The 13,789-nt window shown below is 59.2% G+C and carries 14 protein-coding genes; 5 read left to right on the top strand and 9 right to left on the bottom strand.

The features are described 5' to 3' along the window. Positions 1-40 precede the first annotated feature (40 nt). Entirely contained in the window at positions 41-928 is an 888-nt protein-coding gene (locus ACF8MC_RS04090; protein WP_049197012.1) for a LysR family transcriptional regulator, read from the top strand. An 80-nt stretch (positions 929-1,008) separates the two neighbouring features. Here the strand turns inward: ACF8MC_RS04090 and ACF8MC_RS04095 are convergent, their stop codons facing one another. The 3 genes from ACF8MC_RS04095 to ACF8MC_RS04105 all read right to left on the bottom strand — a co-directional run bounded on the left by ACF8MC_RS04095 (position 1,009) and on the right by ACF8MC_RS04105 (position 2,333). Then, positions 1,009-1,143: an AcrZ family multidrug efflux pump-associated protein gene (locus ACF8MC_RS04095; protein ID WP_033634505.1), complete on the bottom strand. Its 135-nt coding sequence runs from the start codon at positions 1,141-1,143 to the stop codon at positions 1,009-1,011. A gap of 193 nt (positions 1,144-1,336) precedes the next feature. Next, on the bottom strand, positions 1,337-1,807 hold the full coding sequence (locus tag ACF8MC_RS04100; RefSeq protein ID WP_033648278.1) for an Rrf2 family transcriptional regulator: 471 nt from the start codon (positions 1,805-1,807) through the stop codon (positions 1,337-1,339). Positions 1,808-1,937: 130 nt separating this feature from the next. Beyond that, entirely contained in the window at positions 1,938-2,333 is a 396-nt protein-coding gene (locus ACF8MC_RS04105; RefSeq protein WP_164104929.1) for a DUF427 domain-containing protein, read from the bottom strand. 227 nt (positions 2,334-2,560) lie between these two features. On the opposite strand from ACF8MC_RS04105, the gene osmB reads away from it, so the two are divergent. Next, on the top strand, positions 2,561-2,773 hold the full coding sequence (gene osmB, locus ACF8MC_RS04110) for an osmotically-inducible lipoprotein OsmB (protein WP_033648276.1): 213 nt from the start codon (positions 2,561-2,563) through the stop codon (positions 2,771-2,773). Positions 2,774-2,927: 154 nt separating this feature from the next. Here the strand turns inward: osmB and ACF8MC_RS04115 are convergent, their stop codons facing one another. Beyond that, the gene (locus ACF8MC_RS04115) at positions 2,928-4,472 is read right to left on the bottom strand and encodes a methyl-accepting chemotaxis protein (RefSeq protein WP_204350879.1); all 1,545 of its coding nucleotides are present in this window, start codon (positions 4,470-4,472) and stop codon (positions 2,928-2,930) included. Between the two features lie 414 nt (positions 4,473-4,886). Between ACF8MC_RS04115 and ACF8MC_RS04120 the strand changes: the two genes are divergently transcribed. Beyond that, complete coding sequence (locus ACF8MC_RS04120; protein WP_060420636.1) at positions 4,887-6,125, top strand: hypothetical protein; 1,239 nt, start codon at positions 4,887-4,889, stop codon at positions 6,123-6,125. A gap of 118 nt (positions 6,126-6,243) precedes the next feature. On the opposite strand, the gene ACF8MC_RS04125 is transcribed toward ACF8MC_RS04120, so the two are convergent. After that, positions 6,244-7,962, bottom strand: coding sequence for a penicillin-binding transpeptidase domain-containing protein (locus tag ACF8MC_RS04125; RefSeq protein ID WP_033634500.1), 1,719 nt, complete (start codon positions 7,960-7,962; stop codon positions 6,244-6,246). A gap of 107 nt (positions 7,963-8,069) precedes the next feature. Continuing rightward, positions 8,070-9,995, bottom strand: coding sequence for a penicillin-binding protein 2 (mrdA, locus tag ACF8MC_RS04130; protein WP_164104927.1), 1,926 nt, complete (start codon positions 9,993-9,995; stop codon positions 8,070-8,072). A gap of 294 nt (positions 9,996-10,289) precedes the next feature. On the opposite strand from mrdA, the gene ACF8MC_RS04135 reads away from it, so the two are divergent. After that, complete coding sequence (locus ACF8MC_RS04135; RefSeq protein ID WP_164104926.1) at positions 10,290-10,571, top strand: YjcB family protein; 282 nt, start codon at positions 10,290-10,292, stop codon at positions 10,569-10,571. A 37-nt stretch (positions 10,572-10,608) separates the two neighbouring features. Here the strand turns inward: ACF8MC_RS04135 and ACF8MC_RS04140 are convergent, their stop codons facing one another. Continuing rightward, a complete protein-coding gene (locus ACF8MC_RS04140; RefSeq protein ID WP_164104925.1) occupies positions 10,609-11,058 on the bottom strand; it encodes a MarR family winged helix-turn-helix transcriptional regulator in 450 nt (149 codons plus the stop codon). A gap of 226 nt (positions 11,059-11,284) precedes the next feature. Between ACF8MC_RS04140 and ACF8MC_RS04145 the strand changes: the two genes are divergently transcribed. Then, positions 11,285-12,484 carry a multidrug efflux MFS transporter gene (locus ACF8MC_RS04145; RefSeq protein WP_039566203.1) on the top strand — a complete coding sequence of 400 codons (1,200 nt, stop codon included), beginning with the start codon at positions 11,285-11,287 and terminating at the stop codon, positions 12,482-12,484. A 171-nt stretch (positions 12,485-12,655) separates the two neighbouring features. Here the strand turns inward: ACF8MC_RS04145 and ACF8MC_RS04150 are convergent, their stop codons facing one another. Then, entirely contained in the window at positions 12,656-13,147 is a 492-nt protein-coding gene (locus tag ACF8MC_RS04150; RefSeq protein ID WP_033648272.1) for an ester cyclase, read from the bottom strand. Positions 13,148-13,156: 9 nt separating this feature from the next. Continuing rightward, complete coding sequence (locus ACF8MC_RS04155) at positions 13,157-13,609, bottom strand: MoaF N-terminal domain-containing protein (RefSeq protein ID WP_204275775.1); 453 nt, start codon at positions 13,607-13,609, stop codon at positions 13,157-13,159. Positions 13,610-13,789: the final 180 nt, after the last annotated feature.

Consider the following 13,789-nt stretch of genomic DNA (forward strand, 5'->3'; position numbering starts at 1 on the left):
CCTTTCATAGCGGACATTCACGTCCGCAATGGGGCAAGCAATGGATAATCTGTCTGGGGTAAGCGTCTTTGTGCAGGCCGCGGAGACGCTGAGTTTCGTTGAGGCCGGGCGTGTGCTCGGCATTTCCGCTTCCGCGGTGGGGAAAAGCATCGCCCGCCTGGAAAACCGGCTGGGGGCGCGCCTGTTTCACCGCAGCACGCGCAGCATGACGCTGACCGCCGAAGGCCGGCTGTTTCTGCACCGCTGTCAGCGCATTCTCGGGGAATTGGCGGCGGCGGAACGGGAAATCAGCGATACGCACAGCGCGCCGCGCGGCAAGCTGCGTGTCAGTTTGCCGCTGGTGGGCGGCCTGTTGAATCCGGTGCTGGCGGAATTTGTTCGGCGTTACCCGGAAATTGAGCTGGAAACCGATTTTTCCGACCGTCGGGTCGATGTCATCGAAGAAGGTTTTGATGCCGTGGTTCGCGTCGGCGAGACCGAAGACTCACGGCTGATGAGCCGCCAGCTGGGCACGTTTCATCTGCAGCTGGTGGCCTCGCCGGATTATTTGCGCCAGATGGGGATCCCGCATCAACCGGCGGAATTGCAAGGCCATGCCTGTCTGCTGTACAAATTTCCCTCGACCGGCAAAGTGGAGCCCTGGCCGGTCGCCGGATGGGAAAAGCTGCTCACCGAAGGGGCCAACGCCCGGCTGGTCTGCAATACCGTCGATACCCTGATTTACCTGGCGGAAAGCGGACAGGGCATCGCCTGTTTGCCGGATTTTGCCGTGAAGCGCGCACGGGAACAGGGGCGATTGCAACCGATCTTGTCTGAGCATTGCCACCACACCGGCAGCTTTAAAGTTCTGTGGCCTTCCAGCAAACACCTGACGCCAAAACTCAGGGTGTTTATCGATACGCTGAGCGCCCGGCTTTTTCGGGACTAGAGACGGTATACGCGATGGAGTAATGATGGGAAGGGAAATGCGGGGGGCCGGAGGACGAGAACCGCCCCCGGGCGTGCCGATCAGCCTTTTTTGCGGCCGATAGCGGAAAAGACGTTGAACACTTCACCCAGGCCGTAAATCGCGCCGAGCAAGACGGCCACCATTACCGGCACCAGGACCACCACGGTGGCCAAGCTTTCAATCATTTCTAACATCGTTCTCTCCTGGTTTATAAGCACAGCGAATCTGTGCCGGAAGAAAAGGTTTCCGGCCAATCGGTTGAGTATCGTGGGGAGGCAGTCTAAAACGTGAGCTACATCACACTTGATGCGAGCTAATGTAACTTACACAATTACATTAACGCAATGCAAAAAATGCTCTGCGCGAAGAAGGAATTGGCGTGGGTTTTTATTGCGTATCCGCTTGATATTGCGGCGAACAAGGAACAAAAGGATAGCCTGCGCGCCGCTCGACCTGCCCGGCCATTTCGGCGATGCTGGTTTGCGCCAGGCTGGCTTCCAGCGCGAGACCGACGCGCGCAAACTCTTGCTCCAGCACCGGGGTAATGGCGTGGCCGATATAGCACGCATCGTTAGGCCGGGTACGGTGCAGCATGAAATACGGTTGATCTTCCACCGCGCGATACACGTCCAGCAACGAGATCGCTTCCGCCGGCCGCGCCAGCAGCGCCCCGCCGCCTTGCCCCATCTGTGAATAGGTCAGCCCCGCCTCCGCCAGTGCGCCGAGGATGCGCCGCACCACCGTCGGGTTGGTGTTGACGCTGCGCGCGATATCTTCGGAACGCACCGTCTGGCCACGGCACAGCGTGATATTGGTCAGAATATGGATGGCAACGGCAAATCGCGTAGAGGTAGACACCTTGGCACCTGCTCAGAGCTTCGTTTATGTCGGACTAAAACATAAGGAAAACGTATCAATTTCCGGTAATACACATAATGAGTAGGGATAAGAAGAATGTCAACCTGCCCACGCCCGGATGCGGCGGGGCTCAGGCTTCGGCACGGATTTCCGCCACTTTGTCGGGATAAAATGCCAGATGATCCTTGATCGCCACCACGGCGTTGTAGGGCATTTTATAGCACCAGGCCGTATTGGTGCCCTGCCCACCGTTAAGCGCCAGGGAGAAATAACTGCAGTCGCCCTTATAAGGGCAGCAGCTGACGTGCTCGTTTTTCTGCAACAGCGCCATATTCACGTCCTCACGCGGAAAGTAAAACACCGGCGGATAGGTGGCTTCCTGCAGAATGAGCGCGTTGTGGCTGTCGGCCAGGGTCTGACCGCCGGCACGCACCACGACCCGCGTCGGATGGCGGGCCAAGGCGATCGGGTGATCCGGGCCGGGGATTTTCACCGGTTTGCCGGATGCGGAAACGAGATCGGACATGGCGGCCTCCAGAGTGTGCGCCCCTCCGCGAGGCGTCTTCCCAGTATAGACCAGCGGTTTTGCCGGCGGCCGCGCATTCTGCGAGCAGTCGCTTTTCAGCGCCGCAAAATTAAGAATTTTTACCTGTTCGATTTTCTTACGGAGGAATACATTCATCTCAACTTCTACCGGCGGATTAATCGGATTATTTTTAATCCATTAATCAGCCAATTTACCAGGAACTCATTATGAATATTAAACGTGCCGCAGGAGTGTTGGTGGTGGTCATGGCAACGCTTTCCGTTACCGCATGCGGGCATATGTCCAAGCGCGATCGCAACACGGCGATCGGCGCGGGCGTGGGCGCCGTCGGCGGCGCTGTGCTGACCGACGGCAGTACGCTGGGCACCCTTGGCGGCGCAGCGCTGGGCGGTATTATCGGCCACCAGACCGGCCGTTAATCATCCGGTTAAAATAATCTCTGCAGGCCGGCGATTTTTTAACCCATAAGCGCCGGCCTGTTTTTTATTTATCGCGATAAATTCCCTCAGTGAGGGAAAATAATAAATAACGTTAAGCGCAGCTTTATTATTCATTAACCTGCATCGGAAGTATTTATTGCGCCGGTAGCCTGAAACGCGCCATCGCTTTTTCTAACCGTTCCGACTCGCCCTGCAACCGCTGCGAAGCCTCGGTCACCGCGTTCACCACCGTGCCGGTTTGCCGCGCCACCTGATTCAGCGCCGCGATGCGCGCCGTCACGTCCTGAATGCTCTCCCCCTGATTGAGCGACGCCAGGGAGATTTCTCCCATCAACGTACTGCATTTGTTCACCAGATCGATAATCTGGCGCAGGTTGCCCGTCAGTAGATCCACCGCCTGCGAGCCTTGATCGATTTGCAGCAGCGAACGGTTGATCAACTGCTGAATATCGCGCGTCGAATGGCTGCTCTTTTGCGCCAACAGGCCCACCTCTTTGGCCACGATGGCAAAGCCGCGGCCGTGCCCCCCGGCGTGCGCGGCCTCGATCGCCGCATTCAGCGCCAGAATATTGGTCTGGAACGCCACGCTGTCGATCAGCGCGACGATGCCGCGCATCTCGGCCGATTGGTTGACGATCCCTTGCATCGAAACATTGACGGTTTGCATCATCCGCTCACCGGCGCCGGCGCACTGCCGGGCCTGTTCGGTTCGTTGGCTGGCCTGCTGCGCATATTGGCCGTTTTCTTCCACCCGCGCCGCCAGTTGCCGCACGTGCTCGGTCGCCAACTGCAATTCGCCGTCCTGCTTCGCCGACTGCGCCGTCAACTGTCGATTGCCGTCCGCCAGCCGCCCGACGCCGTTCAGGATCCCGCCCGCCGCATCGCGCACCTCGCTCACCAGGCGTTGCAGGCCGCCCTGCATATGGCCAATGCTGGTCTGCAGCTGACGCATCTCGCGGTTGAACGCGCGCCCAGGCGGCAGCGGCCGCGAAAGGTCGCCGGCGGCCAGTACGTTGAGGTGCGCGATCGCCTGCCGCAGCGGTGCGATCACCCAGCGAGAGACGCCGAACCAAACGCCCACGGCGATCAGCGCCAGCGCGGCCAACGCGCCGAGCGCAAAGGTTTTGGCCTGCTCCAGCGCCGCCAACTGCCGCACGTTGACGTCATCGCCACGCCGTTCATTCAGCGCCTGGTAAGCGAGATACTTCTCGTTGAAATCCGCCTGAAACGCCTGGATCGGCACGGCGAAAAACGCATCGATGCTGTTGCCCTGCAATCCTTGCGCCTGCTCTTTCAGGCCGTCATAGAACAGGCGATAGCTGTCTTGCAGGGCGCCCGGCGCTTCCGGCGCATCCGCGCTCAAGCGCTCGAACCGGGCAAAGGCCTGCTCTGAAGCCTGCAGCGCCGCCAACGACTCATCCAGCAGGCTGTGCCAGCTGCCGTCGGAGCCGGTGGCTTTGTCCTGCAGATAATAGATGCCCGCACGGTTCAGGGTGTCGCTGGCCGTCAGTAGCGACAGCCTGGCACGATCCATCGTCGCCTGCTGGCGATGCAAGGCGTCGCCCGTCACCAGGTTAACCTTGGCGTCGCGCAGAATATTGGAAATAAATACGGTGGAAAACAATTGCAGCAGAGAAAATAGCGCGATAACGCAAATTACGCCGCTTAATAAGCCCATGCTCTTGCCGAAGCCAAACGCGCGCGGCAGCGCTGCCGCAGTTTTTACCCTGCGGCCCAGTGTCAGTTTTATGTTCATGATTTTTAGTCAGTAATACCAGGATGCCGCGAGTCTAACGGGCATTGATGACACTAATATTTCAGCCCGCTTTGCGTCGCCCCCGCAGGCCAAGGCGCCCCAATAATCGGTATTGCCCGTCAACTCTCATTTTTATTTCTTGACTTGTTTAATACCGGATTTATAGTTTTTCCATTAAACAAGAAACAAAGTTTCATATATTAACCGACGCTGAATTTAATATATGAAACGCACAATAAAATCGTCTCAAATATAAAACCAATGAGCGTAAATGCCCTGTTCACAGGTGAAACTCGCTCGCCTTAATAAACAGTCTACTTTCATCAGGGGCCTGGCATGCGCACGATCACGCTTTGTTTTTTCCTTGTTTCACCAGTGAGTTATGCGGCCACCGCCGCATTGCCCAACGACGCTGCCGCCACCGCGGCACCGGTAAAAAAAAGCCGTCCGGCATTGCCGCATATTCATTGGCAAAGCGAGGATAATAAAAAGAATATTGATATCGGCGGCGCGCTGCGTGCCAATTATCGCTATGAAGACTGGCACAGCAGCAATTATCGGAATCCGCCGCATTTACGCTTTGACGCCTTTCGCATCGATGCCGCCGGCCAGATAAACGACGCGTTTTTCGATAGCGGATTCTGGTTTCAGGATCGGCGCAAATACGCCATCGACCGCGCCTATGTCGGTTACCACCTGTCTGAACGTTCCGCCGTGCAGCTTGGCGCGCCGTTCAAACCGTTCGGCCTGATGCCCTACCCGCAGTTCGGCTGGTCGTACGGCATTCCGTTTTACCTCGGCTTTGGCGTCAACACCGGGCTGGGTGCCAAATACCAATATCAGCATGACGATTGGGCCTTCGACGCCGCCTACTACCCGCGCATGATGCCGACCGGCGTGCGTTACGCCCCCGACGTCGCCAGCTACGACGATCTGAAAAACACCAACTATGCGTCACAGCACCTGCAGCGCAACGAAAAACGCGATCAGGTAAACCTGCGGCTGACGCGCGCTTTCCATCAGGGCGGCTGGGACAATGAGCTCGGCGGTTCGCTGGCGGCTTCGCGGCTCTATAACCAGGCGACCGGCGATAACGGCAGCTTCTGGGCGGCGGGTTTACATACGCTGGTGAATTACGATCCCTGGCATCTGTCCGGCCAGGTGATCCGCTACGGTTACGACGCCAAAGGCCCGGCCGGGGCCAACAATTCGGTGATCCTGATGGGGGGCAACGGCCTGACGCCGGCCTATCTGATCCCGTCGCAGGCCACCACCGCCGCCATCAACCTGGCGCGCGACGTCGACGTGCCCTGGGGGCCGGTGAAAAAGCTGCGGTTCTACAACGACTACAGCGTGCTCTGGAAAGACAGGCACGGCGGCTCAGATTCCAAAATGAACACGCTGGGGGTTCAGGTGTTCGCCATGCCGGTGATGCTGTGGGTGGATCTGACCTGGGCGCAGAACGCCAATCCGTGGGGCGGCGTGGAAAACGCCACCGGCTGGACCGGCACCCAATCCTCCGGCAGCAATAAATGGTATTTTCGCACCAACGTAAACATCGGTTACTACTTCTGAACGCGGCGGGATCTACACTGAAGCATCGCCGCCAGCGGGGCATGGTCGACGCGCTGTTCGCCCGCGACGCCGGGCTGGTGAACGCCGATCTGCAGGCGCTGAAGCGCCTGCAGATCGGTTATCCCTTGACCGACGACACCACGTTAAGCGGCTGGGCGTCCGGCAGAATATTCATGTGCTCCAGCACCTGGGCCATGATCTTGCCGAACACCGGACCGGCCACCGAACCGCCGAAGTGCTTGCCGGCTTTCGGGTTGTTGACCATCACCACCAGCGCCACCTGCGGATCGCTGGCCGGCGCCACGCCGGCGGTGTAGTTGATGTAGCCGCCGTCGTATTTGCCGCTCGGGCCCATTTTCTCGGCGGTACCGGTTTTGATCGCCAGCCGGTAGCCCGGCACCGCGGCGCTCACCCCGCTGCCGCCCGGCAAGGCGTCGCTCTCCATCATATGCACCACGGAGCGTACCGTATCCGCCGGCAAAATGCGTTGCCCCATCACCGGCGGCGTCACCTTGGTGATCGACAGCGGCCGATAAATGCCGAAGGAACCGATCGCGGCGTACTCACGCGCCATCTGCAGCGGCGTCACGCGCAGCCCATAGCCGAAGGAGAAGGTAGCGCGTTCGATATCGGCCCAGCGTTCGCGATGCTGCGGCAGATAACCGCTGCTCTCGTTGCCGATGCCAAGCTCGGTCGGCCGCCCCAGGCCAAAGCTACGGTAGACCGCCGGCAGCACCGTGGCCGGCAGCGCCAGAGCAATGTGCGATACCGCGATGTCGCTCGATTTTTGCAGCACGCCGGTGATGGTCAACTTCGACCAGTGGCCGACGTCTTTAATCAGGTGACCGTTCACCCGATACGGCGTGGTGTCCAGCACCGTATCCGGCCGGATCAGCTTATGTTCCAGCCCCACCATCACCACCACCGGTTTCACCGTCGAGCCTGGTTCGAAGCTGTCGCTGCTGCACACGTTGCGAATGTCTTTCGCCGGGGTGCCGGCATAGTTGTTGGGGTTGAACGACGGGTAACTGGCCATGCCGAGGATCTCGCCGGTGTCGATCTTGACCAGCACCGCACAGCCGGAGTCGGCCTGGTTGGCCACCACGCCGTCGCGGATCTGCGCATAGAGTACGTACTGGATAAATTTGTCGATGCTGAGCGTCACGTTCGGCGGCGGCACCGGATCCACGCTTTTAAGCACGCCGATCACCGCGCCGCTGCCGTCCTTCTGATAGACCCGCAGGCCGTTTTTGCCCTGCAACAACGGGTTGAAGCCCAGCTCGATGCCCTCCAGCCCCTGGTTGTCCTGGCCGACGATGCCGATCAGCCCGGCGGCGTCCTGGCCCATCGGATAAAAGCGGCTGAAATCCTGCTCGGTGCTGACGCCGGTCAGGTGCAGTTTGCTGATGTAGGCGGCGTTGTCGTCCTCCACCTTGCGCGCCAGATAGACGAAACGCTTGTGCGCGTTGCTCTGGATCAGATGCTGCACGTCCGCCAGCGGGATCTTCAGCACGTTGGCCATGCTCTGCCAGCGCTCGTTGCCGGTGTCGGTCTGGGAATCGAGAATATGCTTCGGATCCAGCACGATGTCTTTGGACGACACGCTGACCGCCAGCGCCTCATCGTTGCGATCGGTGATCATGGCGCGGTTGGTCGGCACCACCTGGGTGCGGATCGAACGCTGGTCGGCCTGATCCGCCAGCTGCTGGTGCTCCAGCAGCTGCAGGTAACCGACCCTGAACGCCAACAGAAAAAAACAGACCAGCATGCCGGCGCAAATCCAGCCGAAACGAACTGTGGAATAGGTTTTACCGCTTTTTTTGGTCGATGGCGCCACTGTTGTGTTAACCCTGCGTTTTTATTCGGTTTATGGTGTTATTTCAGTCTACCTTGCCGGAAATGGTCAGGAGATTGCAGTTTGTAAGAAAGTAAAAACAAACCGCCTCACCGTTGCACATCGGCACTGTCGTTTAACTGCGGTTTACTTTGCCTCGCATCGCCGGGCTGCGGCGCGTTGGCCGGGTCAAAAATATGGTCGAGGATGGCGCGGGCGGTCGGCCCCGCCACCACGCCGTTACCGCCGCCGTTTTCCAGGATCAGCGCCATCGCCACCCGTGGGTTTTTGTAAGGCGCGAACAGCGTATAGAAGATGTGATCGCGCAGCCGCACCGGGATCATTTTGGCGTTGTAGGTCTGGTTTTGCTTCAGGCTGAATACCTGCGAAGTGCCGGATTTGGCGGCGATCTGATACGGCGCGGTGTGGAACAGCTTGTACCCGGTGCCGTTCGGCAGATTGGCCATGCCGTACATGCCGTTGCGCACGATGCCCCAGTAAGGCGAATGGGGATCGCCGATCTGCGCCGTTTTCGCCGGCGGCGGGTAGCGCGTCACCCGGTTGCCCTGCTGCAGCGAATACAGCAGGTGCGGCGTTTTCACCTGGCCGTTGTTGATCAGCGTGGTCAGCGCTTTCACCATCTGGATCGGCGTCGCCACCCAATACCCCTGGCCGATGCCCACCGAAACCGTATCCCCCTGATACCAGCCTTTTTTGTGCACCTTCAGCTTCCAGTCGCGGCTCGGCAGCACGCCGCGATACTCTTCGTTCAGATCGATGCCGGTGGACTGGCCGTAGCCGAACTGGCTCAGCCAGTGGTGTATACGATCGATGCCCATTTCATACGCCACCTGATAAAAGAAGGTGTCGGCGGATTCCTCAATGGCTTTGGTGACGTTGAGCATGCCGTGGCCGGTTTTCAGCCAGTCGCGGTAGCGGCGCTCAGTGCCGGGCAGCGTCCAGGTCGGCGCGCCGAAAAAGGTGGTGGTGGGCGCGATCACCCCGGCGAACAGCGCCGAAACGGCCATGTAGGGCTTAACCGTCGACGCCGGCGGGTATAAGCCCTGGGTGACGCGGTTGATCAGCGGCAAATCCGGGTTGGTCAGCAGCGCCTTATAGGCCTGATAGCCGATGCCTTTGACGAAAGGATTGGGATCGTAGCTGGGGCTGGAAACCATCGCCAGGATGCCGCCGTCGCGCGGATCTTCCACCACCACCGCGGCGCGCTGCCCCTTCAGCACCGATTCAATGTACTGCTGCAGCGGCAGATCCAGCGTCAGGTAGATGTTCTTGCCGGCCTTCGGCGGCTGCTCTTTCAGCAGGCGGACCACCCGCCCGTGATTATCCACCTCCACCTCCTGATAGCCGGTGGTGCCGTGCAGTTCGGCCTCGTAATAGGCCTCGATGCCCTGTTTGCCGATGTTGCGGTCGGCGGCATAGTTCTCGCTCAGCCCGGCCTTGTCCAGGCGTTTGAGATCGCTGTCGTTGATCTTCGACACATAGCCCAGCACGTGCGCCAGTTGGGCGCCGTAAGGATATTCACGCTGTTGATAGGTATCGATCGTCACTCCGTCGAAACGGTATTGATTGACGGCAAAGCGCGCCACCTCGGTGTCGCTCAGCCCGGCTTTGAGCGTCACCGGTTTGTAACGGCTGTTGTGGTGCATGTCGTCGCGAAACGCGCTGATGTCCTCCGGCGTCAGGTCGACGATCGGCGTTAGCGCCTGCAGCAGCGCCGCCATGTCGCTGATTTTGCTGGGCGTGATTTCGATACGATACAGTGTCACGTTTCGCACTAAAGGCGTGCCGTTGCGATCGAAGATCAGCCCCCGGCTGGGGGCGATCGGCAGCATTTTGATGTCGTTCTGGTTGGAGCGCGTCTGGTAAAAGCCGTGCTGGCGGATTTGCAGCCGGTAGAGGTTGACGATCAGCGCGCCGAAACAGACCACCACCAGCGCCAGCGCCACGCCTGCCCGGCGGATAAACAGCCTCTCTTCCGCAGAGTGGTCGCGAATTGTTTCTTTTAACAGGGCCATGCGGTGCCGATACCTTTTGCGTCACATTTCCCCGCAAAATCAGGGAACTGAAAAGCCGGCAAGCATAGCGTTATCGGGCGCACCGCCCCATGAAAAGGTTGCTAATGAAATGGCATAACTGTTTCAGCATATTGGAATGTTACCGGCGGCGTTTTTTTCACCGCGCTTCCCATTGAGCCGCCGTTCGCCCCAATGCTACAATGTGATCTGAATCACAATATTACCGATATTCCCCCGCATTTCCCTGTCGGCGCCCTGCCGGATGCGGATTTTTGTTACATAGGATCGAGTTCGATGAGTACCATTGCCACCGGTTTAGTCATGATGCGCTGGGAGTTGCTGAGCGCCGTGATGATGTTCTTCGCCAGCCAGTTAAACGTCGTTTGCCGTAAAACCAGCCGTAACGGCATGGCGTTCATGTTCAGCAGCCTGGGCCTGTTTACCGCCTGCTGGTTCGTGATGGGCCTGATGGGCATCCACCTCACCCTGGAAGCTTTCACCCAATTCTGGTCATCGACCTGGGATCGCTATGTGGACGTGGTCAGCACCATGCCGGTCGATTGGCCGATGCCGTAACCTCGCCGCGGGGGCGGCGCACCGGCCGCCCCGCCGATTATTCCGTTTCCGCTGACGGCGCCGCCGCCAGCCGCGCCATCAAGGCCCCCGCCTCAATCAACAGCTCCTGCTCCCGCTCCGTTAAACAGTTTTCCATCGCCGCCAGCAACCACGCCTCGCGCCGGGTACGGCTCTCCTGCAGCAGGCCCAGCCCGGCGGGCGTCAGGCGCACCCGCACCCGGCGTTTGTCTTCGGCATCCGGCGTGCGCACCAGCAGCCCATCGGCCTCCAGCTCACGCAACGCGGCCGCCAGGTTTGAGGAACGCATGCGCTCCGATTCCGCCAGCAGCGACGGCGTCGCCTCGCCGCCGTGGCGATCGATAGCCCCCAACAGCATCAGCTGGGCCCAGGATTTTTCGTCGCTGCGCGATTCGCGCCGCATACGGCGCACCAGCGACATTAACTGCGTGCGCAGCAGCGTCACGTCTTCAGGATGATCTTTTTTCATTGGCATCAATCTAGCGTTCAGTTTATCTCTGCTTTCACACCGCCGGATCGCGCGGCTCTGGCTTAACCCAGTTACCTATGATAATATAGCTATTAATATATAGCAAAAAGACACTGCGTCGGCAGGGTTACGTTTGCTCACGCATTGCCTCTCGCCGATTAATTTGCAGTGTTATTATTATTTTGCTCAATAAATCCCTCCTTATTCAACGTGGTACGGTAAGCCGATGGAAGCGTGGAAAGTCAATCTGATCTCGGTCTGGCTCGGGTGTTTCTTCACCGGGCTGGCGATGAGCCAAATCCTCCCTTTTCTGCCGCTGTACGTCGAACAGCTCGGCGTCAGCGATCACCAATCCCTCAGCCTGTGGTCCGGGCTGGTGTTCAGCGGCACCTTTTTGGTCTCGGCGGTGGTGTCGCCGCTGTGGGGCAGCCTGGCCGACCGCAAAGGCCGCAAGCTGATGCTGCTGCGCGCCTCGCTGGGCATGGCGATCGTCATCGCGCTGCAGGGGCTGGCCACCAACGTCTGGCAGCTGTTCGCACTGCGCGCCCTGATGGGGCTGACGTCCGGCTATATTCCCAACGCCATGGCGCTGGTCGCCTCGCAGGTGCCGCGCGATAAAAGCGGCTGGGCGCTGGGCACGCTTTCTACCGGGCAGATCTCCGGCGTGATCGCCGGGCCGCTGCTGGGCGGGCTGATGGCCGACCATCTGGGGCTGCGGGTAGTGTTTTTCGTCACCGCCGGGCTGATGTTCGTCAGTTTCCTGGTGACGCTGTTCCTGATTAAAGAGCGGCGCATCACGGTGAAGAAAGCGGATCAGCTGAGCGGCAAGGCGGTGTTCCGTTCGCTGCCCTATCCGACGCTGATCCTCACCCTGTTCGTTTGCACCCTGATGATCCAGCTGGCCAACTCGTCCATCAGCCCGATCCTGACGTTGTTCATTCGCGAGCTGTCCGGCGACGTCAGCAATATCGCCTTTGTCAGCGGCATGATCGCCGCCGTACCCGGCATTGCAGCGCTGATCTCGGCGCCGCGCCTCGGGCGGCTCGGCGATCGCATCGGCACCGCGCGCATCCTGATCGCCGCGCTGCTGTTCACCACCGGCCTGTTCGCCGTGATGGCCTGGGTCAATACGCCGCTGCAGCTGGGCATTCTGCGTTTCCTGCTCGGCTTCGCCGACGGCGCGCTGATGCCGGCGGTGCAGGCGCTGCTGCTGAAGTATTCCTCCGATCAGGTGACCGGGCGCATCTTCGGCTATAACCAATCCTTTATGTACCTGGGCAACGTGGTTGGCCCGCTGCTGGGGTCGGGCATTTCGGCGATGATGGGATTCCGCTGGGTGTTCGCCGTGACGGCGGTGTTGGTGCTTTGCAATGCGCTGCAGCTGCGCCATCAGTTCAAAAAAGTGGAGAGTCAACGCGCGGGATAACGGGGAATGTGGGGAAACGCCTCAAGCAGTGGCGGGACAATGACGCCCATCAACCGTGCCACCACTGCCAAAGGCGGCCGTAGCCTACTCGACGCGGCGATCGTTTGGTATTTATGTAAGTAAATAAAGTGTTGCGGGCGTGTTGAGGGCCGCCGCAGCGGCCCTTGCGGATCAGAACATGGTATTGTCGTTGGCCGATTTTTCCGGCACATCCTGATTGACGTCCCAATGCTCGGTGATTTTCCCCTGATCGTTCACCCGGTAAATATCCACGCTGGCGGTACCGCGATCCTGCGGGTTATTTTGGTATTTGACGTGAACATAGACCAAATCGCCGTTGACCGCGCTGCGGTATATTTTGGCGCTGTACTGCGGATTGTCTTTAAAGGTCTGGCTGAAGAAATCCAGGAACGGCTTGATGCCGTCGCCGACGAACGGGTTATGCTGCTTGTAGTTTTCCACAATCAGCTTCTGCGCCACGCCGATGTCGTGGCGATTGAAAAAGCCCGCGTACAGGTCTTCCACCACCTTCAGCTTCTGCTGAGCATGATGATAACCGCCTTTGCCGGCCGATTTGTCAGACGCCGCCTGATCCGTTGACAGCGCCGGGTAACTCGCCAGCAAGCCGCCGACGATCGCACAGGTGATCAATGCCTTTTTCATAACTGCTCCTTATTTTCCTGAGTGACCTACGATTTTCAGCTGCCCTTTCAGATGGGTGAAGCTGCCGTCCTTGGCGGCGATGTTGGTGTACACCTCGCCGCGCTCAAAGTCCTCGATATGCGTCACGTTGTCGCCGGACTGCGGCTCATGCCAATAGACCATATAGACCTTTGGCCGGATCTCCACCGCGGTGTACTGCACGGTGTCGGTGATGCCCTGCGACGCCTCGCCGATACCGGTGAAGGTCATGGTCTTGTCATCGGTAAAATCCAGCTTGAAGGCGAAATCGCCGAAGGTCACCTGCACCACTTTACCGACCGCAATGAACTGCCCGTGTTTTTCCGTCATCGTTGCCGCCTTACTGTTAGTCAGGGAGGGTTGCGCCGCCGTAGCGGCGGGTAATGCGAGGGGGAAAGTCAGGGCTATCGCCAGCGCGATGCCCGTTCTCTTCACTGTTTTCATCGTTCCTTCTCCTTTCCGTGGTTGAAAACGAGAATCATTATCATCATTTGGCAATGGGCAGAAATATAAGAATAATCTCTATTCCTATCAGGCACCTGGCGGCGAAAAAAGACGGCGAAAAATCGCCGCGGAATGGCATGGCAATAGCGCGTTCTGGCCATTGGTTTTTACGCAATGAAC

Origin of the sequence: Serratia sp. LACPHL-BACT-2024-00286 (assembly GCF_043109535.1) — a bacterium.
Classification (GTDB): Bacteria; Pseudomonadota; Gammaproteobacteria; order Enterobacterales; family Enterobacteriaceae; genus Serratia; species Serratia sarumanii.